Origin of the sequence: Streptomyces sp. AC512_CC834 (genome assembly GCF_019049325.1) — a bacterium.
In the GTDB taxonomy this organism is placed as follows: Bacteria; Actinomycetota; Actinomycetes; order Streptomycetales; family Streptomycetaceae; genus Streptomyces.
The window spans coordinates 13,366-36,499 of record NZ_JAGMUO010000021.1; the positions used below are offsets into that span (position 1 = coordinate 13,366).

The following is a 23,134-nucleotide window of genomic DNA, read 5'->3' on the forward strand; positions in this document are numbered from 1 at the left end:
CGCGGAGGGTAGGTCGAGCGGGCCGCACGGATCAGTCGTCCTCGCCTACTCCGCCGAGTTCCTTGATCCGCTCCGGTGACAGTCCGGTGAGCAGTGAGACGCTCGATTCCACAGATCCGTCCAGCTTGCGCATCTTCTCCAACATGCTGGCCCGAACCTCCTCACGGCGGATCTCCAAGTAGGTTCGGACGGCCTCGGCGACCAGGTCCTTCTTCGTCATCCCCAGAAAATGGGCGCCGTCCGCGATCAGCTCGTCTATGGCTGCATCGACTTTCAACGGTGCTGTCGTCCGGTTTGTCCGGCTACGGGCTTCCTCTGTGATCCTCATGCTCACGCTCTCTATAGTACCGGAAGGTACTCCTATTCTTCTCTACTTTCGAATGATAGGTGGACAGCGAAGCGCCTGCTCGACCTGCGTGTTGGTCTCGATAGACACGGCGCTCGTCCCGTCGGCGGACCACCTCGCGTCGGTGCGGGCCTCGGGCCGCTGAACTGGGCGAGGCCGCTCTCGTGGTCGAGCCCGAAGTGCGACTGCAGGTTGGTGGGGTCGCGTGAGTGCTCGCAGGTGCGCTTCTGTCGCCCAGGGCGCGGCCAGCGAGTGCACGATGGGCTGCGTCGTCCGGATGGCCGCCTGCGCGTCCCACTCTGGCCGCCGCGCCATCCGGGTGGCGCCGAGACACCAGGCCATGCGGCCTCCGCGCATGAGAAAGGCCCCAGCCGTGCGGCGGGGGCGGAGAGGCGGGCAGCAGCTACGCGGTGAGCCTGATCCGTTCCACGTGGGAGTAGGTGCGGGTCGCGATGGTCACCTGGAAGTCCGGGGAGACATCGAGGAGGCCGAGGGACTTCTGGACGATGCCGGCCATGTCGTCCGTGCCCGGGGGTGTCGGTGGACACCGCCACATCGAAGGTGACCGTGTCGTCGCTGACCGGGCCGTACTGTTCGCGGTGACCTTCCCCTGACTCTGTGCCGGGCCCTGCGGGGTGCCGAAAGGCATGCCAGTGCTCCTGTTCTCGTTGATCCAGGTTGCGGTGACGCGGATGGTGATCCCGTTGGTGATGCTGTCCGTGGCGGTGCGGAGCGTGACGGCACCAGTCCGTGCCGTCGAGGTCCTCAGCTCAACAACGGCCAAGACGGTAGGCGGCCAGCGCGAAGCCACGCGTAGAGGGGCGGTTCTCTGGAGAACCCACCGCTGCACGGTCACTGCCAGTAAGGTGCTCTGGACACAAGGCAGAGATCGCGGGACGTGGGGAATGAGTAAGACCGTACGGCTGGAGTTGATGGGGCTTTCAGACACCGATGACGACGAACTCCTCAGCTTGGGCAGCCAACTGCGCCGCTCTCTCCTCGAACTCGATGTGACAGACGTACAGTTGGCGCGTTCCCGCAGTGATGTCCCGGCAGGGGCGAAGAGTGGTGAAGTGATCGCTGCCGGAGCGGTTGCTGTCACCGCCGCCCCTTTGGTCCTGCGGCAGGTGCTCAAGTTTGCCGAGATTTGGTTGCAGAACCGTCCAGTTCGCGGCATCAAGGTGGAACTGGACGGCCGCACGATCGAGTTGAGTGACTCTTCGGATGTTGAGCGGGAACGGCTGATCGACGCCTTCCTGGCCCATGGCGGGGCACCCGACGAAGATGAAACTGGCACTGTGCAGCCGCAGCCCTCGGCCTCATGACCGCCCAGGCATTGGGCGATGGCCACCGTAGGGCTCTGCTCATCGGCACGGGAACATACGACCACCCGGAACTTCCCAAGCTGCTGTCTCCGGAGGCGGACTGCGCTGGATTGACCGAGGTTCTGCGTGATCCAGAGATTGGCCAGTTCGAGGTCCAACAACTGGTCGACGCCGATCGGTCCATGCTGGAGCGAGCGATCGAGGAGTTCTTCCTCACCGCGCGACGGGATGACGTCTGTCTGCTGTACTTCTCGTGCCACGGGGTCAGAAACCGCAGCGACAAGCTCTACTTTGCCGTTCGGAACACCGATCCGGAGCGCCCCGCGCACTCGGCGATCTCCGCGAGCTTCGTCCACGACATGATGGATGAGTGCCGTGCCCGCAGCGTTGTCGTGGTGGTGGACTGCTGCTACAGCGGATTGTTCATTCCTGGCGCCAAGGGGAGTGAATCGGCAGGCTTCGAAGAGGTACTGGCTGGCCATGGCCGTGTCATCGTCACTGCTGGCACCCGGATGCAGCGAGCCTGGGAAGGGGATCACTCCGCCGCGGAGACGCCTGCACTCTCGCGCTTCACCTCAGCGATCGTCGAAGGCTTGCGCAGTGGTGACGCCGACCTCAATGACGATGGTCTTGTCACCCTTCAGGAGTTGTTCAAGTACACCTCTGAGCGGCTCCACCTGGAGGGGGTCAAACAGACGCCGCGGATGGGTGGCGAGATGCAGTACGACATACCGCTGGCCAGGGTGAAGAAAAAGCGTCGGCAGCGGTCTTCGCGTACCAACAAGAAGACGCCGAGCCGTCGGACTGCCGGCCCGTCCCTCACCCGTCGAGTTGTAGTGCCCTGGCGGGTTTCGGCCGCTTCCGGCTCCGCTCGTCAGCCCGTCCTGTCCGACGACACCTTGGTAGTGCACGAAAAGTACAGCCTGCACGTGTTCGACGCCGAGTCCCGCCGCCGGTACCCGCTGATTCAGACGAACTATCCTGGCAGCGCTGTCTTCCACAGTGGCACTGCCTACTTCCCAGGCCCGGGTAGCTTGCTGCGAAGCGTCGATCTGCGAACGGGGAAACCCCGTCGGTCTGCCCGGCTGCAAGTCTGTGACGGTCTTCTAAGCATCTCCGCAGATACTCTGTACGCACCGAGCCCGGACGGCTCCCTGTACTCGATCGATGTCCGGTCCGATGGCGTTCGCTGGTCACAAGGGTTGGGGCAACCAGCTGTCTGCTGCCCTCCTGAAGTGGCCGCAGGCAGTGTGATCGTCATGACTGAGGAGCCCCGGCCTCTGGGTGACACTACGGACTCCGTGGAGAAGGGCGTCCAGGCGGTCCTGGAAGCCACAGGCCAACCAAACTGGTCTTACCGGCCCGAAAGGCCGCTTTCCGGAGAATGGGCTGTCACCGACTCCGGCATCTACTTGGTCCAAGAGGTCGATCTCTCTCGCCAGAGGATTGTCGCCGTCGACCCGACGAACGGTGAACCGCTGTGGCGGTTCGATGCAGCCGCCAACCTCGCTGTCGCTCCGGCTGCGGTGAGGGGATTGGTGGTGTTCGGTGATGTGGACAACCGGCTTGTCGCCCTCGATGCAAAGAGCGGTGCCCGGCTATGGGAACGGAAGACCAAAGGGCGTGTTCTCACCCGGCCGTTTGCGGTAGGCGACACGCTCTTCACTGCTGACCGTGCGGCGACGTTGACAGCTTGGAGACTCCCCGTCGGCCGAAAGCTCCGCTCTTACGACGTGCTTCTGAGCGCTGACCGCCAAGGGGCCCCAGCCTGTACCAATGACTGGATATACCTGACAGACTCCCACGGGGATATGCACGCCTTGCCTACGAAACTTCGTGCGTGAGCGATGCGTGAGCGGATGGAGTGGCACGGGCTGATTCGGCGCGAACCCGAGTATCACGTGAGTGTGCTCCGGCCTTGATGGTTCTGGACTCCGAAGCGGCTCTCGGACTCGCCCCTATATCTCGGCCAGGACTTTTAATCCATTGGTTGTGGGTTCGAGTCCCACAGGGCCTACCCGTCGGCCCCCAGCTCACAGCAGGACTGAGCTGGGGGCCTGTCCGTTCTGCTCACCCGTCATGATCGTTGCCTGGCCCGTTGCCGGCCCGCCTCCGACCAGGTACGGAGGCGGGCCGCGATGCTAGACGCTCACGGCTTGGGCGGGGTGACGAACCCCCGCACCGGTCGTGGTCCCTGCGGGTCACGCGGTGTGGGCTGCTGCGAGCGCTTCCACGCCGCCACCAGCTCCGCGTAGCGCGGGTCGATCCATTCGGACACGGTGCCTCCCTTCACGGGCAGGCCATGCCACGGGGCTTCGGCTGGGCCGTGATGATGATGGTGCACTCCGGGGCGTGCCGGCACTTCGCCGCCACCGATACGAGGGTTTCGTCGGACGGCGGCCCCCACAGCTCCGGGTCCGCGTCCCAGCCGAGCGCCGCGATCGTCTGGCGGGTCCGGACCAGGATCGGCGGGTCGTAGCTGGTGGGGTCGTAGCCCGGGGAGTGGTGCACGAACGCGCCCTTGCCTCCGAGTCGCTCGCACAGCTCGGCGTACGTGACGGTGTGCAGGAGCAGGGCGTGCCAGCCTTCGTCGACGATCCGCGACGGGGCCAGGTCCACGCCAGGGTTTGCACACCGACCTGGCTCGTGCGTGGTGGCAGTGGGGCAAGCCCGAACAGACCGCCCATGAACTGCTGGCAGCACTACGAGTCAGCCCTGGAGAGGTCCGCGACCGTCCCGCGATCAGGGTGATCGTTTCTGACTTGAGCTCTCGGCATCCTCGTACGTCTGGTGTCCGCGAATTGACGCTCGCTGTTTCCCACTGAAGTTCGGCATTTCCCGATTCGACATCGGGATCTGTGCGGTCGAGCTCGCGACGATCTATGTGGCGCAGCCCGTACCAGACCAGATCGGCGGCGGCCTGAGCCTGCAGGAAGCTGAGCTGGGATGGATCGTCATCGCCGGACAACTCGGCTACCGATCAGCTTGACCCTTCTTGTCCCTCTGGCGGACATGTTCGACCAGCGCAAGCCCATGGCCGCACACCTTCTTCTCGCCGCGGTCACACGAACCCCGCACCGTCCGTGGTTCCTGGGGGTCATGCGGCGCGGGCGGCGTTACTATCGCGTCCGTGACGGACGTGCTGAAGGAGCTTCGGGCGGGCGATCCGTCTGCTCTGGGCCCCTGGAGCCTCCTGGGTGTGCTCGGTGAGGGCGGGATGGGGACCGTCTACCTGGGGAGGAGCGACCGGCGGGTCGGCGCCGTCAAGACGATGCGCGGGGAGTTCCTCGACGACCCCCGCTTCGCGGTCCGGTTCCGGCGCGAGTACCAGGCAGTTCAGGCGGTCCGCAGTACGTACGTCCCGCGTCTGCTCGGTGCCGACCTGTCGGGTCGGCAGCCCTGGATCGCCACGGAGTTCGTCGCGGGCCCGACCCTGGAGCGGTGCGTCGAGGAGCGTGGCCCCCTGCCGGCCGGGACCGTGCGGGCCCTGGGCGCGATGCTGGCTGCGGCGCTCGCCGCGCTGCACCGGGCCGGGGTGGTCCACCGGGACCTCAAGCCGTCGAACATCCTGCTCGCCGCGGACGGGCCCCGCATCGTCGACTTCGGCATCGCCCGGCTGCCCGCCGCGACCGCGGTGACCGTGACCGGACAACGACCGGGATCCGCCGGCTACATGTCGCCCGAGCAGGTGCGTGGGCTCGAAGTCGGCACGCACAGCGACGTGTTCACGTTGGGCTCGGTGCTGGTGTACGCGAGTACCGGGCACCACGCCTTCGGTGACGGCGGCCACGCGCTCGTCGACTACCAGGTCGCGCATGGGGAACCGGATCTGACGCGGGTACCGGCGCCGTTGGCCGATGTGCTGCGGAGCTGCCTGGACAAGGATCCGGCGGGGCGTCCCGAGGCCGGGGAACTGGCCGAGAGGTGGGGGCCGCCCACCTCCGCGTGGCTGCCCGGGCACGTCGAGCGGGACATCGACGAAGTCTGCCGGCGCATACGGCGGCTGACCGGAGTACGCCTCGGGCGGGGCGGACGCGGCGGCCCCGGCCCCGGTCCAGGCACCGGACCCGGGCGTCGGCGGCTGCTCGGCGGCCTGGCGGGCGGCGTCGTGCTGCTCACCGGGCTCGGGGGAACGGCCTGGTGGACAGGCCGGGACGAAACTGACGGTTCCGGATCCGACGGTTCCGGATCTGGCGTACCGCTGTGGGACGGTGCGCCCGGTGAGCGCCCCGAGCCGTTGTGGAGCATGTCCGGGCTCGACCCCGACATGCCGTTCGGACCGGCACCCGCCGGTGACGTGCTGCTGGTCGGGGAATCCGGCCGGGTGACCGCGCTGGAGCCGGACACGGGGGACCGGCTGTGGTCGTTCCCGGCGGCGGGCGCGCCGGTGCCCCGCGCTCCCCGGCCGGTGCTGATCGGGAGCGAGGGCGTGCTGTGCGACCTGGACCCCGCCACGGGTGAGGTGACGCGGCGCGGGCCGGGCGGCCTGGCGCGGCTGCTCGCCGTCGAGGCCGACACGGCGTACGCGGCGGACCCGGACGGGCGTGTCGTCGCGGTCCCGCGGGGATCGGACGAGGCGCGGTGGCGGTCCGGGAAGGGGCTCACCCCCGAGGGTGCCGTCGCCGCGGCGGCGGACGGACGACTCGTGATCACCGGCAGGGCGGGAGCCGTCACCGCGCTCGACTCCGCCTCGGGGAACGTGAGCTGGACGGCGCGGGGTGCCGTGCACGGGCAGCGGACCGCCCTGGGTGGCGGATGCGCCGTGTTCGGCGAGACGGAACTGCGCGCCCTCGACCTCGACTCCGGGACACAGCGGTGGAAGACCCCCACCACCTGGGAGCAGAACCGGTTCGGAGCGCCGACCGTGCACGGCGGACTGGTCTACGTGGCCGAGCGGGACCTGATCCGCTGCCTGCGCTTGGCGGACGGCTCCGGCGTACGGGAGATCACCGGCGCCGGCGGCACCTTCGCGTCGGCGCCGCCCGTCGTGGCGGCCGACGGTCTGTACGTGCCGATGGCAGCCGGGTCGGACGGGGTCGCAGCCCTCCCGCAGACCGGCGGGGCAGAGCGGTACCGCTTCGCGCCCCGGTCCGACGGGGACGGGGCCTGGGCGGTGGCTGCCGTCGGCCACGTGGTCGCCGTGCAGAACGGTGACCGTCTCCACGCGCTGCCCCGGTTCTGATCCCGGGGGCACCGGCCGACCGGAACGCGTCGGGAACCGCGCCCGCGGACCCCACGTCCTTGCCCAAGTGCCGGTTGGAGAGGCGAATTGGAGAGGCGAAACTGTCACCGCGTCACGTACTGGGCGCACGCGAGCGGAATGGGGGCACGATGTCCACGTACGACTGTGGTCCGGTGGAGCTGCGTGACACGGATCCCACCCGGATCGGGGAGTACCGCCCCCTCGCGCGACGCCGGGTGGGCGTCTCCGCCCTGGAATACATCGCCCGGCACCGGGACGGTGACACCGTCGCCCTGCTGGTACCGCACCCCGACGTGGCCGAGTCCGCGGCGCTGCTCCGGAGGTTCCGCGCGGAGAGCGACCTCGCCGCGCGGGCCGGCGGCGCTTGGACCGCTCCGGTGCGGGAGGCGGCCGAGCGGCATCTGGCCCTGGCGTTCCGCCCGGCCGTGACCCTCGGGTCCGCCGTCGAACGGCACGGCCCGCTGCCGGAGCACGCCGTGCGCGTCCTCGGCGCCGCGCTGGCCGAGGTGCTCGCGCGGCTGCACGCCCTGGTGCCCGCGCATCAGGGGCTCGCACCCCATACGGTGCTCCTCGCCGCCGACGGGCCGTTGCTCGCCGGGTTCGGCCCCCTGGCGGCCGCGACCGGCATCGGCAAGGGGGACCGGGGCGGCAGCGGGCCGCGGCTCACGCTCGGCTTTCTGACCCCCGAGCAGGTCGCCGACGAGGCGCCCGGACCCGCCTCCGACGTGTTCGTGCTGGGGCTGCTGCTCGTGTACGCGGCCACGGGAAGCGCGCCCTTCGTCCCGGTCACGCCGGACGCGCTCGCCACCGCCGAGCCCGATCTGAGCGGGGTGCCCGAAGGACTGCGGCCCCTGGTCACGCGCTGCCTCGACAAGGACCCCGCCCGCCGCCCCGCCCCGCACGCCGTCGCCGCCGGACTCGCGCCCGGGGGTGCCGCCGAGTTGCTGCGTGCGGACTGGCTGCCCGGGTCCCTCGTCGCGGAGCTGACCCGGCAGGCGGCGGATGTCCTGACGCTGGAGGCCCCGCAGGAATCCGGCCCCGCGGCCGACACCCTCGTCGCACCGGCCCCGGCCGTACCGGACGCGCCGGCCGCCCCCACCCCGGCCGCGCCCACCCCGGCCGCGCCCACCCCGGGCGCCGCCACCTCCGTAAGGAATCCGAACCGCCGGACCCTGCTCGCCGCCGCGGCCGGTCTGGTCGCGGGGGCGGGCATCGGCGGCGGTGGCTGGGCGCTCGCGGCGGCCGGGAAGCCGTCCGGACGCACCGGACCCACCGGACCGTCGGGGTCCGCCACCCGGTCGGACCGACCGGCACGGAGGGTGACCGGAACACCTCCCACCGCGCTCTGGCACTACGAGGCACCGGCCTACACCGGAAGCCCCCTCGTGTGGAACGACAAGGCGCTGATCGTGCCTGCCGTCGGCAGCACCGACAGCATCGAGCTGAGCTCCGGGAAGGTGCTGTGGTCCAAGCCGCTCAACTGCGGCTGGGGCCCGGTCGTCGTTCACGACGATCTGCTGCTCACCAGCGACACGGTCGGTCTGGCGCGCTTCTCGGCCCGGACGGGCACCGTACGGGACCGGGACATGACGTTTCCCGCCACGGATCTCCTCGCCGAGGACGGCGGGCGCGTGTGGTTCGCGAACTCCAACCAGGACGGGGTGTACGACCAAATCGTCTGCTACGACGCCATGGAGCGCGAGGTGGTGTGGCGCGTCGAGCTGCCGAAGAGCTTCACGTATGTGTCGGACCAGGTGACGGCGACCCTCGGACGGAACCACCTCTACCTTCACCGTCGCGTGCTTCACGAACTGGACGGAGCGGAGGAGCAGGGCCAGATCCACTTCCTGGCCGTCGACCTCGCGTCCGGAGAGGCGAGCTGGGAGCAGACGTTCGGCAAGAAGACCGTGGAGAACCACTGCTGGGTCACGCCGGAGGGCGTGCTGTACGCCGGCGGTCGGTGGGACTTCGGGGCGTACGACCTGAAGACCATGCGCAAGTTGTGGACGTACGAGGGACCCGACGGTATCCGGCATCTGGGCGCGCGGGCCCTTCTGCTGCGCGGCGAGGCACTGTACGTGGTCGAGGAGAGCGGGTCCGTCTACTGCCTCGATCCCCGCGACGGCAAGGCGCGTTGGAGAGGGGACATCGCCCTGAGCAGCACGTTCGCCGCGCTGGCCGCAGGTCCGTCGGGGAGGCCGCTGTACCAGATGGCCGTCGCCTCGGTCCGGGCCCTCGACCCGGTGGACGGTGCGCCCCTGTGGGAGTTCAGCGGGGTGAGCGGCGACGATTCGGGAGGCTGGCGGGCCGTCAGCGGTTCGAAGACCGTCGTGTTCTCGCACGAGCTGGGCCACCACTACTTCGCGCTGCCCGTGGACGCCCCTCGTGACTGACGTGCCCGGCAGCCCCGACAGCCCCGGCGGCGGTTCACCGCTCCGGCCGCTGGACTTCGACGATCCCGAACGGATCGGCGGCTTCACGCTCCTGGGCCGCCTCGGCGGGGGCGGTATGGGCACGGTGTTCCTGGCCCGGTCGGCGGGCGGACGGGTGGTCGCCCTGAAGACGGTGCACGAGAGCCTCGCCCGCGAACCGGAGTTCCGGATGAGGTTCCGGGTCGAGGCGGAGGCCGCGCGGACGACCGGCGCCGAGCACGGGGCGACGGTCGTGGCCGCCGACACCCAGGGGGCGTTGCCGTGGCTCGCCACGGAGTACCTGCTCGGTCCGTCGCTCGCGGAGGCGGTCGAACACCACGGTCCGTTGCCCGAGCCCGCAGTCCGGGCCCTGGGCGCCCGGCTCGCTCGTGCCCTCGCCGGCATCCACGGCTCCGGAGTCGTCCACCGCGACCTCAAGCCGTCCAACGTCGTGGTCACCGCCGCGGGCCCGAAGATCATCGACTTCGGCATCGCCCGCGCCCTCGGCGCGGCGCGCATGACCCGTACCGGTCAGGTCGTGGGTACGCCCGCCTACATGTCGCCCGAGCAGGCCACGGGGCGCGACCACGAGCCGCCGGGCGATCTCTTCGCCCTGGGCGCGGTGCTGGTGTTCGCGGTCACCGGACACGGGCCGTTCTCCGGTGCCGACAACGCCGACGTCCTGTACCGGGTCCGGTACGGGGAACCGGACCTGACGGGCGTACCGCAGGCGCTGACCCCGGTGATCGCCCGCTGCCTGGCCAAGGACCCGAGGGAACGGCCCGGGGCCGCGGAACTCGCGGACGCCCTGAACGACGGAAACAGATACGGACACGGAGACGGAGACGGAACCAGAGGCAGGCGCGGCGACGACGTGTTCGCCGCCCTGCTGCCCGGCCCCCTCCGCGCCGACCTCGGCCGGCGTGCGGCGGGGGTGTGGGACCTGCGACCGGCCCGGCTGCCGCGCCCCGCGCCGCCCGAGGCACCGCGGTCGCAGTCCCGGGGACCGTCGCGTCGGCTGCTGCTGCTCGCCGGTGCCGGCACGGCGCTCGCGCTCGGCGGGGCGGGGGCGGCGTGGGCGGTCTTCGGGTCCGGCGACCGGGAAGCTTCGGGCACACCGCGTACGGCGGCGTCGTCCGGTCCGCCCGGACTGGCGCCCGAGCCGCTGTGGACCTACGACGCCGGGGCGGACGCGACCCTCGAAGGCGTCAGGGACGGGGTCGCCGTGGTCCTCGTCGGTGACGGCGACAAGACCCGCAGGACGGCTCTCGGCCTCGACACCCGGACCGGGAAGGTGGTCTGGAAGCTCCGGCAGCGGCGCTGGGTTACCTTCGAGGACGCCGGGGAGGGCCGCTTCGTCCGCGACCTGACCAGCTACGCCGACCTGGAGCCGCCGATCTGCGCCCTCGATCCCGCCACCGGGGAAGTCACCCGGCTGCCGGGAGAGATCAACGGACCGGGCCTCGGAGAGCGCCGTGTGCTGGCCGCCACCGAGGACACCCTCTACCTGTGGTGCGAGCTGTCCGGCGACCTGTACGGCCCACCCGCGATCACCGCGCACGCGACGGACAGCGGCGAGCTGCGGTGGATCCTGAAGGATGCCGAGGGGACAGCCGAGGGGCCGGCCGGAGCGGTGGCCGGTGATCTGCTGCTGGTCACGACGGACCGGCATGTCGTGGCGCGGGACCGGGCGGACGGGTGGGAACGCTGGAGGGTCGGCGCCGACTCCGGGCGCGTCGGCGACATCGGCGCCGCGCGCCCCGAGGCGATCCGGGACGGTGTCCTTCTCGTCGGCGGCAGCGAGGTCCGCGCGGTGGACGTCTCGGCAGGGAAGGTCCGCTGGCGCTTCGGCGCGGAGCGCTCGAACACCAAGGAGCGGCCCCGGTACGGCGTTCCCGTCGTCCACGGCGACACGGTCTACGTCGTCACCCGGGGAACCGAGTCCCCGGACCGGCCGCGCGACCCCTACGAGTTGCTGGCGCTGCGGGCCGGTGACGGGCGGCTCCGGTGGTCGTACCGGGTCTCGGGAGAGGTCAGGCAGGACGTTCCGCCCCGGTTCCACGGCGAGACGCTGTACCTCGACACGGGTCTGATCCCCCAGCCCCTCCTCGCCGTGGACCTGGCCGCCCGCCGCCCGCCCTGGACCTACCGCAGTGGCCTGGCGGACGACGGGCGGTTGCCGTCCTGGTCCCGGACCTCCCTGCGCGTCGGCGGCGACCGCCTCCTCCTCTCCTGCCGCACCCACGTGCTCGGGTTCCCGCTGTGACACACCTGGCGGGTAGGGTCCTTCGACGTGATCACAACACCCCCCGGCGCAGGCCGGGTTGACCTCCGACCCCGCCGGGTCACGCCGCGCCGTCTCGGCGCCGCCGCCGTGGTGTACGGCGTGTTCGTCGCGGGCTGGTACCTGGGCCAGCCCGTGACCCCCGACTGCCACGTCGATCGGGCCGCAGTCGACCGGGCCGAGAAGCGGTACGGAACCGAGCCGTCCGCCACGCCCGCACCTGCGTACAGCCCCATCCCGGCACCGTCGGCGTTTCCGGACCGCAGCTTTCTCGAAGACGCCCACACCGTGCCGTCCCCGCATGTCGAGACCCTGACGATCACCTCCTACGCCGTCACCTGCACGAACGACACGAGCGAACGCCCGCGCCTCCGGGCGTGGTTCGAGGGCGACTGGAGGTAGAGCAGGATGCCCGCCTGGATAACGCTCCGCCGCCTCGGTGTCGTCACCACTCTGTACGCCGTGTTCCTGGCCGGGTGGTGGCTGGGCCAGCCCGTGCGGTCCGACGGCTGCCAGGAGGACCGGCACGCAGCCGGGGCCGACGACCGCCCCGTACCGATGGAACCGGCCGACCCCGGCCGTTACTTCGAGAACCTCGGCCTCGGCCTCGACCTCGGTCTCCTCGACTGGGCGGACGACATGGACGGCCGCCGCGACGGCGAGTACGGTCCCGGCGACTACGGGTACGAGCTGCGGCACGGGTCCGGAACGTACGTCACGTCCGGCGCGGACCACACCTTCTGTTACTACACGAAGCGCGCCCGCCTGCTCGCGTGGGTCAACGGCGACTGGGGCTGACCCGGCCGGACCGTCGAAGGGCCTGGACCATCCAGGGCTGGAAGGGCAGATGACCGGGGACGACCTGCCAGTCGTTGACGGCCCAGACCAGGCGCCAGTACCGCTCGACGAGCGGGTCGTGCCCTGCTTCGAACTGCCGCGCCATCCACTCCCGCAGCTCCGTGCCGTCGGGGCGGCCGAGCACGGCCGCGAAGCGCTCCACGACGGCGTCGACCACCGGGACGGCTTCGGCGCCGCCCGGGGCGATGCCCGCCGCCCTCGCGTCGGCGACGGTCTGCCGGACGAACGGGACGAGCTCGGCCGCCTTCTCGCAGGCCGCGCCCGGCAGGGCCGCCGCGTCGGCGGGCGGGAGCGCGGCCTGCGCCATGCGCGCGCGGAAGTCGTCGTCGGCGATCAGCTCGGCCAGCTCCACCCATGCGGCGAGCTGGGCGTCGGACGGTTCGTCGGGAAGTTCGGGCAGGGCGGTGCGCAGAGCGGCGGCGGCACTGCGGGCCCGAGGCGTGTCGGCGCTGAGGCCGGCGACGAAGTCGGCCACCATGCGCCGTCGTTCGTCGGAGGTGAGGCGGGTGAGCCGGTGCATGAGAACTGTCTCCTCGGGACTTGATCCGCGCCGGGCAACGAGCCGCAGCATGCTGTGCCGCAGTCGCAGCGCGCGGAGCTGGAGGGCGGTGGCGTCGGCGTGCGCGGCGGCGACCTCGGCGACGGAGAGGTCGCCGTCCAGGACGCGGCGGACCGTGGTGAGGCCGACGTCCAGCTCCCGCAGGACGGAGATGAGGTGGAGCCGGCCGAGAGCCGCGTCGCTGTAACGGCGGTAGCCGGCCGGGGTGCGGGCCGTGGGCGGCAGCAGTCCGGTGTCCGAGTAGAACCGGATCGTCCGTACGGGCACGCCGGTACGGGCCGACAGTTCACCGATCGAGTGCGGGGGCGTCGCGCCGTTCATGACGCCCACCCTGCGGTCTCCAGCCACTGGAGAGTCAAGCCGTACGAGAGTCTCGTGGTCTCCTGCGCGGCCCGGCCGGCATCGGTCAGCGTGGCGCCACTTCGTTCTCGAGCTTCTCGATCTCCTTCAGCACGAGGGCGGGCCGGTCCTTCAGAACGTCGTGCGAACTTCCCTTCGCGGTGACCAGGGTCCGGTCCGGCCCCTGCCGCACGAACGACGCAGCGGCATCCCGCCAGCGCTGTGCGTCCTGGGGTGATCCCTCGAACGGGGTCTTCTCCGACACGATGACGGTCGCGGGAACGGCGTCGGGCCAGGAGGCCCGGTGGTACGCCTTGTGCATCGGGGCGTAGCTCTCCGCCGTCGCGATCAGTTGCCGGTTCTGTGGCTTGGACGGATCCTTCTTCGCGGCGTCGACCGCGGGCTGGTTGGCGGCGACGATGCGGGCGATCTCCTCGTCCGTGTACAGCGGGGGCAGGCTCGCGTCGACCAGCACGGAGCCGGACACCAGCCCGGGGTTCTGCTGAGTGAGGTACGTGGCGATCCCACCGGCCTGCGAGTGGGACACCAGGATTACGTCCTTGGTCACCCCGAGCTTCCGCAGTCCCGTCCTGAGGTCGCTGACGGCGCTCTGCACCTGCCACGGCCCGGCGACCGCCTCGCTCCGGCCCAGGCCGGCCCGGTCGTAGGTGATGATCGTGGCGCCGGTGGCCGTGTGGAGCTCGGGGACGATGTCCTTCCAGTAGGAGGAGTCCTCGCCCCCGCCGGCGTCCAGGACGATGACGGCGCCGCTCCCGTCGGTGACGTGGAAAGCGAGACGGTGACCCTCGTTCTCGATCATGTGCAGCTTCGTCTTCGCCGCACCGCGCGCCCCGGGGACCGCGGAAGCGGAAGCGGATGCCGATGCCGATGCCGATGCCGATGACGTCGAGGTGGACGGAGTGGATTCCTCGTCGCTGCAGGCCGTGACGAGACCCGTGGTGACCGCCAGTAGCGCGATGCCGGACATCGCGCGGTGCATACGACGGCTGTGGAGACGTGCCATGAGTGATCCCCGGGAGCTGGTGCTGCGGTCGTGTTCGGACACACGGAATTCTTCGTCCGCAGGAGGCCCGACGGCATCCGGTTGGCACCCCGATCAGTGGTTCCCGCGATGCCACCGGGGAGGGTGGGGTCAGCCCCAGGCAGTCCCGCCGCCCCGGCTCCGCCGCCGTGATCTACAGCGACGCCTCACGCCCGCAGGTGCGGAGGGTCGGGCAGGGTCACGACGCCGCAGGTGAACTCCGCCGTCTGAAGAAGACGCCGGGTCAGCCGGACCCCGGTGACATGGTGCGCCAGGGCGAAGTTGGCCAGGGCGTTGCTGGCAGGCACCTCGTCCTCGTCCGGGTCCTCCAACGGCCCGAAGCCCACCTCTCGCATGACGCCGAGCAGTTCGTCCGGACAGTCGCCTTCGCGGAGGTAGGCATCCTCGTAGTAGGACAGCCGGACGGACCCGTTCTCGTACCAGTAGAAGGGCTCTCCGGGGGCGACGTTGGCCATGTGGGAGACCGCCGTCCGACCCCGGGTCGCCGGCAGCATGACCTCCGGTTCGACACCGGCGAGGCCGTTGTACTCGACCATGAGCGTCCAGTCACCGACCGGGGTCACTCCCACCAACTGGGCCCTCTCCGACGTGAAGCCCAGGTTGTTCGACTCGGTCGTCAGCTCGCGCAGCGCGTTCACCCCGGTTGCCGCCGTCCCGGCCGTCGGCCGCGGAGCGCGTAGCTCGCGCAGCAGATCCTCCGGGCCGATCGCTCGCACGTACGTGAAGCAGTGCGACTCGAGGAAATCGTCGTCGGCACCGAATATGTCGGCGTAGGCCGCTGCTGTGATGGGTTCTGGCACAGGCGAATTCTCGTAGGCCGTCACCGCGAGGTGCAAGCAAACGGGGCGAGCCGCTTCGCGGTTCCTACGCGGCTCGGTCGCCGAGCCAGGCCGGGGGCGGCCACCGCCAGTGTGCCGACGCGGGTTGGCCTGGGTCGATGCCGCCGACCGCCCGTACGTGAAGGGCGCCCCGAGTTGTCAGCCGGAGGGTTTGTCCTCGTGCGCGGGGCCATTTGAGGAGGGTTCCTGCGCGCACACAAAGGTCCCCTTTACCGGGACGGTGATGAGCAATCCCTGATCGCGCAGTTCTCGGATAGCACGGCGGATGGTGTTGACGGCAACGCCGTACTCCTCCGCGAGGTCGCGCTCGCCGGGGAGGCGTGCGCCGACGGGAAGCCGTCCCGCCCGAATCTGCTCGGTGATGCGGTGCACGACCTGTAGGTACACGTACACGTGACTCGTTGGGTCGGGCCGCCACTGACGCTCATCAGCCATACCTGAACGCTAAAGCGGTGGCAAACATGCTGCCACGTACGGGTGCACCCGTCTGCTACCCATTGCTTCTAGGAGCAACCTAGTGCACGCTCCTTTGATAGCAACGCAAAGACCCCGGCGGCCTGGCAGGGCCCCGGGGCGTGGTCAACGCTGAGTAGGAGCGTCAACATGTACGACCTTATCCACCGCATCGCCCAATGGGTGGCCCTTCTCCTCGGTCCCGGCACCGGAATTCATCGAGCAGGCGCCCGCCGACCCCACCGTCCCGACCCTCGTGCGCCCCGCCCCGCAGGCATCCCCCTCCCGCGCTCCCCGTACTGCGTCCACCAGCCCCTCGACGGCGCCGCTTCCCGTCTCGTACGCCCGTACCTCGCCGCCCACGAACAGGAGCTGGACCGACAGCGGCACCGCCGCCTCGCCCTCGTGCTCGCCGCCGACTTCGGCATCGACCTGGATCAGCACATCGTCGGCGCGCGGAAGGCGGCCGCGTGATGGAGGCGTCCACCGCGCTACGGCTGCTGCCCTGGCTGTCGGCGGAGGGCAAGCCCTGCTTCCTCGCCCCCGGCGACGGCACCGGGTTCGTGTCCCGGCTCGCCGACGAGACGGAGGCCCGGCAGCTCGCCGAGGGCCTGGACATCCTCCGCTCGGCGCGCAGGGTCCTGGACGACGCCGTGTCCCCGAACGCCGAAGTCCGCTACACCGCGATCCGCCTGACCGAGTGCCTGGCGGACGTACTTCGGGTCGCGGAGTCGCGAGGGCGGCGCCTGCCCGGGGCGGACGACGGCCGGGCCCCGGCAGTGGACGATGTCAGCCGGTGATTGGACAGTTTGTCCCGGCGAAACGCCGTGTCGGCGGCTCCATTCCCGGGACAGACTGTCCAATCGTGATGCCGGAAAAGGGCCGACCCCGACCATGACCGACAATGGCGGCACTCCACGCCCCAGCCCGTCCGCTCGCCCACCGGAGTGCCACCCATGCCCCTCCCCTACGTCCTCCTCTCCGCCGCCGTCTCCCTCGACGGCTGCCTGGACGACACCGGACCCGACCGGCTCCTGCTGTCCAGCCCCGCCGACTTCGACCGGGTCGACGAGGTGCGGGCCTCCGTGGACGCGATCCTGGTCGGCGCCGGCACGATCCGGGCCGACAACCCGCGGCTGCTGGTGAACTCGGCCGAGCGGCGGGCGGCGCGGGTCGCGGACGGGAAGGCGGAGTACCCGCTCAAGGTCGCCGTCAGTGGCAGTGGCGAGCTGGACCCGGCGGCGCGGTTCTGGCACACCGGTGGGGACAAGGTGCTGCTGACCACGGACGACGGTGCCCGGCGGGCCCGCGCGCCGGGGATCGGCGCCGACGTCGTGGCCCTCGGGCCGGTCCTCGACTGGCGGGCGGCGCTGGAGTACCTGTACGACCGGCGCGGGGTGCGGCGGCTCATGGTCGAGGGGGGCGGGACCGTCCACACCCAGTTGCTCCAGCAGGAGCTGGCCGACGAGCTGCACCTCGTCCTCGCGCCGCTCCTCGTCGGAGACCCGGCCGCGCCCCGGCTGTTCGGGCCCGGTGCCTATCAGGGCGGGCGGCTGCGGCTGGTGGAGTCGCGGCGGATCGAGGACGTGGTGCTGAACCGGTACCTGCCCACCGCGCCAGGCACCGGCGATCGCACGGCTGCCGCCGACCGGCACTGGCTGGCGCTCGCGTGCGAGCTGGCCGAGCTGTGTCCGCCGTCCGAGTCGGCGTTCAGCGTGGGGGCCGTCGTGGTCGCCGCCGACGGGACGGAGCTGGCGCGCGGGTATTCGCGGGAGGGCGACGACCCCGTCGTGCACGCCGAGGAGGCCGCGCTGGCCAAGGTCGACTCCGCCGACCCGCGGCTCGCGGCCGCCACCGTCTACAGCAGCCTGGAGCCCTGCGCCCGCCGCGCCTCCCGGCCCGCGCCCTGCGCCCGGCTGATCCTCGACGCCGGGGTGCGCCGCGTGGTCACCGCCTGGCGCGAGCCGGACACCTTCGTGCCCGGGGCGGACGGGAGCGGGATGCTCGCCGTCGGGGGTGCCGTCGTCGTCGTACTGCCCGAATACGAGGGGCGGGCGAAGGCGCCGAACCGTCACCTGGAGGGGTAGGGAGATACCGATGTGCATTCCGCCCCCCGGATGACGTACAGTAGTGAACACAACGGCGCGGGGTGGAGCAGCTCGGTAGCTCGCTGGGCTCATAACCCAGAGGTCGCAGGTTCAAATCCTGTCCCCGCTACTAAAGGCCGAGGGCCGGAATCCGAAAAGGGTTCCGGCCCTCGGTGCGTTTGGCCTCTCCGTCGCACCCCGTCGCACCCCATCGCACCATCACCTCGTACGCGTCGTCATTCGGTCGGCCCCTCACAGCTCGCCCCCCGCCCCCGCTCCGGGAAACCTGGAGTACGGGACGGCAGAGCCAGCGGCGCGGACGTGCGGGGTGGCGGGAGACGAGTGGTGCGGCCAGGTAACGTGGACGACGAGGGAGCGTACGCCAGAGCCGGCGGCCGACTCCCCGGCGATCCCGTGCCCGACCCCGGCCTGGGCCCCGGTGACGAGGCGCGATCCGTGGTGTCGGGCGCACTGCCGCCCGCCGGGCCACCGCCGCGCAGGCGGACCACGTACACGCGGGCCCTCGTACGCCTGCTCCCCGTGCTGCTGGTCGTCGTCGCCATCCTGTACGACATCTTCACCCCGAGGTACTTCACCGCCGGGCCCCTCTACACGGCCGCGCCCCTGGTCGCCGCCCCGATCTACTCACGGCGCGGCACGGCGCTCACCGGCGTCGCGGTGGTCGCCGCGGTCATCGGGCTGCAGATCGGCAAGGACGTCATCCACTACGTGGACTCCCTCACCGAGCTGATCACCATCGCGACGGTCGCCGTCCTCGCCGTCCTCGTGAACGGCCTCGTCCGCCGCACCGACGAGCGCCTCGTCTCCGTCCGCGAGATCGCCGAGGCCGCCCAGCGCGCCGTACTGCCCGAACCCGCCGAGCGGATCGCCGGCTTCGAGATCGCCGTCTGCTACGAGGCCGCGCAGGCCGACGCGTTCATCGGCGGCGACCTGTACGCGGTGCAGGACAGCGCCCGCGGTGTCCGGGTCATCGTCGGGGACGTGCGCGGCAAGGGAATGGGCGCGGTGGCCGCCGTAGCCGTCGTGATCGGCGCCTTCCGGGAGGCGGCCGAGCAGGAGGCGACGCTGGAGGCGGTGGCGCAGCGGCTGGAGCGGGCGCTGGCGCGCGAGGGCACCCGGCGGGACGGGCTGGACGCCTTCGAGGGCTTCACCACCGCCGTCCTCGCCGAACTCCCGCACGGCGACGGCATCGTGCGCATCGTCAACCGCGGCCATCCGCCGCCCCTGCTCCTCTACGCCGACGGCACCCTCGGCCCGCTGCCCGCCCGCGAGTCGGCGCTGCCGCTCGGCATGGGCGACCTGGGTGTGTGGCCCGACCGGGCGGAGGAGGCCGCCTTCCCCGGTGGGGCCACACTCCTGCTCTACACCGACGGGCTGTCCGAAGCCCGGGACGCCAAGGGCGAGTTCTACGATCCGCAGACGCGGCTGGCCGGCCGCGTCTTCCGGCATCCGGCGAAGCTCCTGGACACCCTCGCCGAGGACGTGCGCCACCACTCCGGGGGCGGCATGGCGGACGACATGGCGCTGCTCGCCGTACGACGCCCCCGACGCGGCGATCATGATCATTGTCACGAGCCGTGACGGAACGACCTCCCTCCGCATAACAACTGATACACCGTCAGAAGAAGGACGCGTGAAGAGGAATATCGAGGGCGGGTCAAGTCGCCCGCTTTTCACCAGTCATGAGGCGTACGTCCCGGCCGTATTCGTTAATGATCAAGAGGAACAGCTTGGAATCCGAGCCCCGCGTCTATTAACGTTCGATAACGCAGCGCGGTCGTCCCAGCCGTCACAGAAGTCGGCTCCGTGCGCACGCGCCGAATCCCGCAAGGGAACCGGGGAACCACCACATTGGGGTGAATCGGGCGTTTGACGCCGTGGAGACACGGTCGGCACACGCGCGTAGGAGACCTTCCTGCTCCGAACCCGTCAGCTAACCCGGTAGGCGAAAGGAAGGAAAGGAGTACGCCCACGTGGCGTCAAACCGGCCTGCCCCCGAGGCCCCGTTCGTGCCGCCCCGGCACGACACCGACACCTTCGGCTATGACGGCCCCGAGGGCCACCGCACCGAAGAGGGCCCCTGGGAGGAGTGGAATCCCACCGCGGATTCCCTCCGTCCCGTACGCGGCCGGCACCGCGTCGCCAAGCAGCGCGGCGGGCTCGCCCGCAGCTCCACCGTCCTCGGCGTCGGTGTCATAGCCGCCGTCGGCGCGGGCGGCATGGCCAGCGCGCAGACCGGCAAGCCGCCGGTGTCGATCTCCATGCCGGACCTGCCGAACGTCGGCTCCCTCATCTCCGACGGCGGCGAGGAGTCGGAGCCCGAGGGTTCCGCCACCCCGCTCAGCGGCATCGCCGCGGCATCCGCCGACACCGGGCAGGAGAAGAGCACCTCCGACGCCGGTGAGTCGCTGCGGGCCCGCATCATGGCGCAGGCCGAGCAGCAGCAGGCCCAGGTCGAGACCAAGGCCGCCGCCGAAGCCGCCGCCGCGGCCGAGAAGAAGGCCGCGGAAGCCGCCGCCAAGGCGGAGAAGGAGGCCGAGGAGAAGGCCGCCGCCGCCAAGAAGAAGGCGGAGGAGGAGGCCGCGAAGAAGGCCGAGGCCGAGCGGCTCGCGAAGCTGGCCAAGCAGTACACGCTGCCGACCTCCTCGTACACGATCTCCTCCACCTTCAACCAGGCCGGCTCCCTCTGGGCCTCCGGCCACCACACCGGCCTCGACTTCGCCGCCCCCACGGGCACCCTGCTCAAGGCGGTGCACAGCGGCACGATCACGTCGGCCGGCTGGGACGGTTCGTACGGCTACAAGACGGTGCTCACCCTCGATGACGGCACCGAACTCTGGTACGCGCACCAGTCCTCCATCAACGTCAGCGTCGGCCAGAAGGTCGCCACCGGTGACGTCATCGGCCGCGTCGGCGCCACCGGCAACGTCACGGGCGCCCACCTCCACCTCGAGGTCCACACCGACGGCGGCACCGGCATCGACCCGATGACCTGGCTGCAGGGCAAGGGCCTCACCCCCTGACCTGCACTCCCTGACTCGCGTCCACTGATCCACACCGTTTCCACCCCCGCTGGTCCCCGGCGGTCCTGACGACGACCCCCCGACGTCAGGGCTGCCGGTTCGCGTGAGCGGGCGCGGAGTGCGGCCCGGACGGGGTGGATGAGGTGTACGGGGCGTACGGGGTGTAGGGGGCGTACGCGGCGCGGGGCGGGTACGGCACGTACGCGTACGGGGACGGGTACGCCCACGGCGGTACCGGCTGCGGCGCGGGCGGGGCCGTGGCGCGGGCCGCGTAGTCCAGCGCCGGGCGCGCGACGCTCCGCAGGTGCCACAGGGCGTCCAGCAGTTCCCGCTCCCGTGCCGTGAAGTCGGCGCCTGCCCTGCCCCGGCGCCCGCGCCCGCGCAGGAACGCCAGTGAGGTCGCGTAGGCCTCGTACCGCGCCACCGCCCGCGCCCCCTCCTTCCCGATGTGCCGGCGCGCGTGCTGCCGGGCGATGCGCCGGGCCCGCATCGAGCCGAGCGCGTACGGCTCCGCGGGCGTGAGCCACCCGGCCACGACGTACGCCGGCAACTCGGTCCGTACGGTGCCCAGCTCGCGCTGCCGGGTCCAGATCACCAGCCAGGTCAGCAGGCCGAAGGACGGCACCATGAACGCCGCGTACACGGCGAAGAAGCCGTACTCGCCGAACGCGGCCGAGCCGTTCCACAGCGCGTGCATGCCCATCGCGAGCAGCAGCCCGGCCGGCGGGAGCAGGACACGGCGCAGGCGGCGCCCGCCCGGCGAGAGCGCGGCGATGCCGAAGCCGATGCCGGTGAGCACGGTGAACAGCGGATGCGCGAACGGCGCCATCACGATGCGGACGAAGAAGGTCGCCGCGGTGACGGAGGCCATGCCGCTGTCGCCGGTCAGTTGGTCGGTGCCGAACGCGGTGCCCAGGTAGAGGATGTTCTCGGTGAAGGCGAAGCCGGTGGCGGTGACCCCGGCGACGACCACGCCGTCGACGATGCCGGTGAAGTCCCGTCTGCGGAAGAGGAACACCAGCAGGACGGCGGCGGCCTTGGCGGACTCCTCGACGACCGGGGCTATGACCGTGGCGCCCAGCGTGTCCGCGCCGGCCGGGTCTGCCGTCGCGGTCGCTATCCAGCGCGTCGCGAAGCTGTTGGCGACGATCGCTATCAGCGCCGCCGCGCAGGCGCCCCAGGCGAAGCAGAACAGCAGGTTGCGCCAGGGGCCGGGATCGACCCGGTCCAGCCAGCGGAACGCGGCCACGAGCAGCGGCACGGGCAGCACCGCGAGGCCGAGTCCCACCAGGAAGCCCCGGGTGCCGGTCTGTTCGCGGACCAGGGCCAGGATCACCAGGCCGGAGAGCGCGAGCAGGGTGATCGGTGCGCCGTAACGCACCCAGGTGCGCTGCCACCAGTGCGTACGCGTCGGATACGGGGGACAGGTGGCCACGGCATGGACCCTAACCGGTGGGGGGCTGCTCCTTGTGCTGATCGCGGTACTGATCGCCGTGGGGTACGCGGCGGAAGAGCAAGTCGTTCACCACATGTCCCTTCTCCAGTCCCTGCCCCTCGAAACGGGTCCGCGGCCGGTGCTCGGGGCGCGGCGCGAAACCGTCCCCGGCCACGGTGTTCTCGAAGTCGGGGTGCGCGGTGAGCACGTCCAGCATCTGCTCGGCGTACGGCTCCCAGTCGGTGGCGCAGTGCACGACGGCCCCCGGCGCGAGCCGGGTCGCGGCCAGGTTCAGGAACTCCGGCTGGATCAGCCGGCGCTTGTGGTGGCGCTTCTTGGGCCAGGGGTCCGGGAAGTAGACGCGCAGACCGGCGAGCGAGCCGGGGTCGAGCATCTCGCGCATGAGGATGATCGCGTCGCCGTTGCCCACCCGGACGTTGGACAGACCGTTCCGCTCCGCGAGACCCAGCAGGTTGCCCTGGCCGGGGGTGTGGACGTCCACGGCGAGGATGTTGGTGTCCGGGTCGGCGGCGGCCATCCGGGCGGTGGCCTCGCCCATGCCGAAGCCGACCTCCAGGACGACGGGGCGGCCGTTGCCGAACAGCTCGGCGAGGTCGATGACCCGCTGCCCGTCGATGTCCAGGCCCCACAGGGGCCACAGCCGCTGCAGCGCGTCCGCCTGCCCGGCGGTCACCCGGCTCCGCCGGGGCTGGAAACTCCGGATCCGCCGCTCGAAGTGCGACCCGGCGGGATCGGCCTTCGGGCCGTCGGGAAAACGGGGCTCACCCTTGGCACGGACGTGCCGCAGGGAGGTCCCGACCGGGGGCGGGGGAGCGGGGCGAGCCGGGGGAGCTTCGGGGGTGTGGTGGGAGTCAGACACAATGACTC

21 protein-coding genes, 1 tRNA gene, 1 pseudogene and 1 riboswitch are annotated in these 23,134 nt (G+C 71.1%); of the genes and pseudogenes, 14 read left to right on the top strand and 9 right to left on the bottom strand.

Translation table 11 applies throughout. The annotated features are described in order from the left end of the window. Positions 1 to 31: 31 nt before the first annotated feature. Complete coding sequence (locus tag KUM40_RS07850; protein WP_217164369.1) at positions 32 to 328, bottom strand: hypothetical protein; 297 nt, start codon at positions 326 to 328, stop codon at positions 32 to 34. Between the two features lie 665 nt (positions 329 to 993). Here KUM40_RS07850 and KUM40_RS41100 point away from each other — a divergent pair. Both KUM40_RS41100 and KUM40_RS07860 read left to right on the top strand, forming a co-directional pair. Then, the gene (locus KUM40_RS41100; RefSeq protein ID WP_254394752.1) at positions 994 to 1,671 is read left to right on the top strand and encodes a hypothetical protein; all 678 of its coding nucleotides are present in this window, start codon (positions 994 to 996) and stop codon (positions 1,669 to 1,671) included. Next, entirely contained in the window at positions 1,668 to 3,515 is a 1,848-nt protein-coding gene (locus KUM40_RS07860) for a PQQ-binding-like beta-propeller repeat protein (RefSeq protein ID WP_217164308.1), read from the top strand. The genes KUM40_RS41100 and KUM40_RS07860 overlap by 4 nt, the downstream gene beginning before the upstream one ends. Before the next feature lie 305 nt (positions 3,516 to 3,820). Here KUM40_RS07860 and KUM40_RS42065 read toward each other — a convergent pair whose 3' ends face one another. Continuing rightward, positions 3,821 to 3,949 (bottom strand): hypothetical protein, encoded by a 129-nt coding sequence (locus KUM40_RS42065; protein ID WP_302180820.1) that lies wholly within the window; start codon positions 3,947 to 3,949, stop codon positions 3,821 to 3,823. Positions 3,950 to 3,960: 11 nt separating this feature from the next. Further along, positions 3,961 to 4,290, bottom strand: a complete 330-nt coding sequence (locus KUM40_RS07865) for a hypothetical protein (protein WP_308401081.1) — start codon at positions 4,288 to 4,290, stop codon at positions 3,961 to 3,963. A 5-nt stretch (positions 4,291 to 4,295) separates the two neighbouring features. Here KUM40_RS07865 and KUM40_RS41105 point away from each other — a divergent pair. The 6 genes and pseudogenes from KUM40_RS41105 to KUM40_RS07890 all read left to right on the top strand — a co-directional run. After that, a pseudogene (locus KUM40_RS41105) lies at positions 4,296 to 4,496 on the top strand (transcriptional regulator); the annotation flags it as partial. Positions 4,497 to 4,801: 305 nt separating this feature from the next. After that, entirely contained in the window at positions 4,802 to 6,853 is a 2,052-nt protein-coding gene (locus tag KUM40_RS07870) for a protein kinase (protein WP_217164310.1), read from the top strand. A 149-nt stretch (positions 6,854 to 7,002) separates the two neighbouring features. Then, positions 7,003 to 9,267 carry a PQQ-binding-like beta-propeller repeat protein gene (locus tag KUM40_RS07875; RefSeq protein WP_217164312.1) on the top strand — a complete coding sequence of 755 codons (2,265 nt, stop codon included), beginning with the start codon at positions 7,003 to 7,005 and terminating at the stop codon, positions 9,265 to 9,267. Beyond that, positions 9,260 to 11,551: a protein kinase gene (locus KUM40_RS07880; protein WP_217164314.1), complete on the top strand. Its 2,292-nt coding sequence runs from the start codon at positions 9,260 to 9,262 to the stop codon at positions 11,549 to 11,551. The genes KUM40_RS07875 and KUM40_RS07880 overlap by 8 nt, the downstream gene beginning before the upstream one ends. 27 nt (positions 11,552 to 11,578) lie before the next feature. Next, positions 11,579 to 11,971 (top strand): hypothetical protein, encoded by a 393-nt coding sequence (locus KUM40_RS07885; protein WP_217164315.1) that lies wholly within the window; start codon positions 11,579 to 11,581, stop codon positions 11,969 to 11,971. A gap of 6 nt (positions 11,972 to 11,977) precedes the next feature. After that, entirely contained in the window at positions 11,978 to 12,367 is a 390-nt protein-coding gene (locus tag KUM40_RS07890) for a hypothetical protein (protein WP_217164317.1), read from the top strand. Here the strand turns inward: KUM40_RS07890 and KUM40_RS07895 are convergent. The 4 genes from KUM40_RS07895 to KUM40_RS07910 all read right to left on the bottom strand — a co-directional run bounded on the left by KUM40_RS07895 (position 12,348) and on the right by KUM40_RS07910 (position 15,662). Continuing rightward, positions 12,348 to 13,307 carry a MerR family transcriptional regulator gene (locus KUM40_RS07895; protein WP_217164319.1) on the bottom strand — a complete coding sequence of 320 codons (960 nt, stop codon included), beginning with the start codon at positions 13,305 to 13,307 and terminating at the stop codon, positions 12,348 to 12,350. The two genes, KUM40_RS07890 and KUM40_RS07895, sit on opposite strands and share 20 nt — an antisense overlap. A gap of 85 nt (positions 13,308 to 13,392) precedes the next feature. Next, a complete protein-coding gene (locus tag KUM40_RS07900; RefSeq protein WP_217164321.1) occupies positions 13,393 to 14,349 on the bottom strand; it encodes an alpha/beta fold hydrolase in 957 nt (318 codons plus the stop codon). A 185-nt stretch (positions 14,350 to 14,534) separates the two neighbouring features. Further along, positions 14,535 to 15,188, bottom strand: a complete 654-nt coding sequence (locus KUM40_RS41110; protein WP_308401082.1) for a DUF6461 domain-containing protein — start codon at positions 15,186 to 15,188, stop codon at positions 14,535 to 14,537. 177 nt (positions 15,189 to 15,365) lie between these two features. After that, positions 15,366 to 15,662: a GntR family transcriptional regulator gene (locus KUM40_RS07910; protein WP_217164323.1), complete on the bottom strand. Its 297-nt coding sequence runs from the start codon at positions 15,660 to 15,662 to the stop codon at positions 15,366 to 15,368. Between the two features lie 168 nt (positions 15,663 to 15,830). Here KUM40_RS07910 and KUM40_RS07915 point away from each other — a divergent pair, with 168 nt between their 5' ends. From KUM40_RS07915 to KUM40_RS07940, 6 genes are all read left to right on the top strand, one after another. Then, on the top strand, positions 15,831 to 16,154 hold the full coding sequence (locus KUM40_RS07915; protein WP_217164324.1) for a hypothetical protein: 324 nt from the start codon (positions 15,831 to 15,833) through the stop codon (positions 16,152 to 16,154). Then, entirely contained in the window at positions 16,154 to 16,480 is a 327-nt protein-coding gene (locus tag KUM40_RS07920; protein WP_217164326.1) for a hypothetical protein, read from the top strand. The genes KUM40_RS07915 and KUM40_RS07920 overlap by 1 nt, the downstream gene beginning before the upstream one ends. A gap of 156 nt (positions 16,481 to 16,636) precedes the next feature. Next, entirely contained in the window at positions 16,637 to 17,767 is a 1,131-nt protein-coding gene (locus KUM40_RS07925; protein ID WP_217164328.1) for a dihydrofolate reductase family protein, read from the top strand. Between the two features lie 56 nt (positions 17,768 to 17,823). Then, positions 17,824 to 17,897 (top strand) — tRNA-Met (locus tag KUM40_RS07930). Positions 17,898 to 18,127: 230 nt separating this feature from the next. Next, on the top strand, positions 18,128 to 19,369 hold the full coding sequence (locus tag KUM40_RS42360) for a PP2C family protein-serine/threonine phosphatase (RefSeq protein WP_217164330.1): 1,242 nt from the start codon (positions 18,128 to 18,130) through the stop codon (positions 19,367 to 19,369). A gap of 224 nt (positions 19,370 to 19,593) precedes the next feature. Then, a riboswitch (cyclic di-AMP (ydaO/yuaA leader) is annotated at positions 19,594 to 19,750 on the top strand. 11 nt (positions 19,751 to 19,761) lie between these two features. Further along, positions 19,762 to 20,811 (top strand): M23 family metallopeptidase, encoded by a 1,050-nt coding sequence (locus KUM40_RS07940; RefSeq protein WP_217164332.1) that lies wholly within the window; start codon positions 19,762 to 19,764, stop codon positions 20,809 to 20,811. Positions 20,812 to 20,896: 85 nt separating this feature from the next. On the opposite strand, the gene KUM40_RS07945 is transcribed toward KUM40_RS07940, so the two are convergent. Both KUM40_RS07945 and trmB read right to left on the bottom strand, forming a co-directional pair. Then, a complete protein-coding gene (locus tag KUM40_RS07945; RefSeq protein WP_217164334.1) occupies positions 20,897 to 22,246 on the bottom strand; it encodes a PrsW family intramembrane metalloprotease in 1,350 nt (449 codons plus the stop codon). A gap of 10 nt (positions 22,247 to 22,256) precedes the next feature. Further along, positions 22,257 to 23,126 carry a tRNA (guanosine(46)-N7)-methyltransferase TrmB gene (gene trmB / locus KUM40_RS07950; protein WP_374227356.1) on the bottom strand — a complete coding sequence of 290 codons (870 nt, stop codon included), beginning with the start codon at positions 23,124 to 23,126 and terminating at the stop codon, positions 22,257 to 22,259. Positions 23,127 to 23,134: the final 8 nt, after the last annotated feature.

Coding starts and splice junctions, on each gene's coding strand:
- KUM40_RS07850 (WP_217164369.1), bottom strand. CDS start 328: ATGAGGATCACAGAGGAAGCCCGTAGCCGGACAAACCGGACGACAGCA.
- KUM40_RS41100 (WP_254394752.1), top strand. CDS start 994: ATGCCAGTGCTCCTGTTCTCGTTGATCCAGGTTGCGGTGACGCGGATG.
- KUM40_RS07860 (WP_217164308.1), top strand. CDS start 1,668: ATGACCGCCCAGGCATTGGGCGATGGCCACCGTAGGGCTCTGCTCATC.
- KUM40_RS07875 (WP_217164312.1), top strand. CDS start 7,003: ATGTCCACGTACGACTGTGGTCCGGTGGAGCTGCGTGACACGGATCCC.
- KUM40_RS07890 (WP_217164317.1), top strand. CDS start 11,978: ATGCCCGCCTGGATAACGCTCCGCCGCCTCGGTGTCGTCACCACTCTG.
- KUM40_RS07895 (WP_217164319.1), bottom strand. CDS start 13,307: ATGAACGGCGCGACGCCCCCGCACTCGATCGGTGAACTGTCGGCCCGT.
- KUM40_RS07900 (WP_217164321.1), bottom strand. CDS start 14,349: ATGGCACGTCTCCACAGCCGTCGTATGCACCGCGCGATGTCCGGCATC.
- KUM40_RS07910 (WP_217164323.1), bottom strand. CDS start 15,662: ATGGCTGATGAGCGTCAGTGGCGGCCCGACCCAACGAGTCACGTGTAC.
- KUM40_RS07915 (WP_217164324.1), top strand. CDS start 15,831: ATGTACGACCTTATCCACCGCATCGCCCAATGGGTGGCCCTTCTCCTC.
- KUM40_RS07920 (WP_217164326.1), top strand. CDS start 16,154: ATGGAGGCGTCCACCGCGCTACGGCTGCTGCCCTGGCTGTCGGCGGAG.
- KUM40_RS07925 (WP_217164328.1), top strand. CDS start 16,637: ATGCCCCTCCCCTACGTCCTCCTCTCCGCCGCCGTCTCCCTCGACGGC.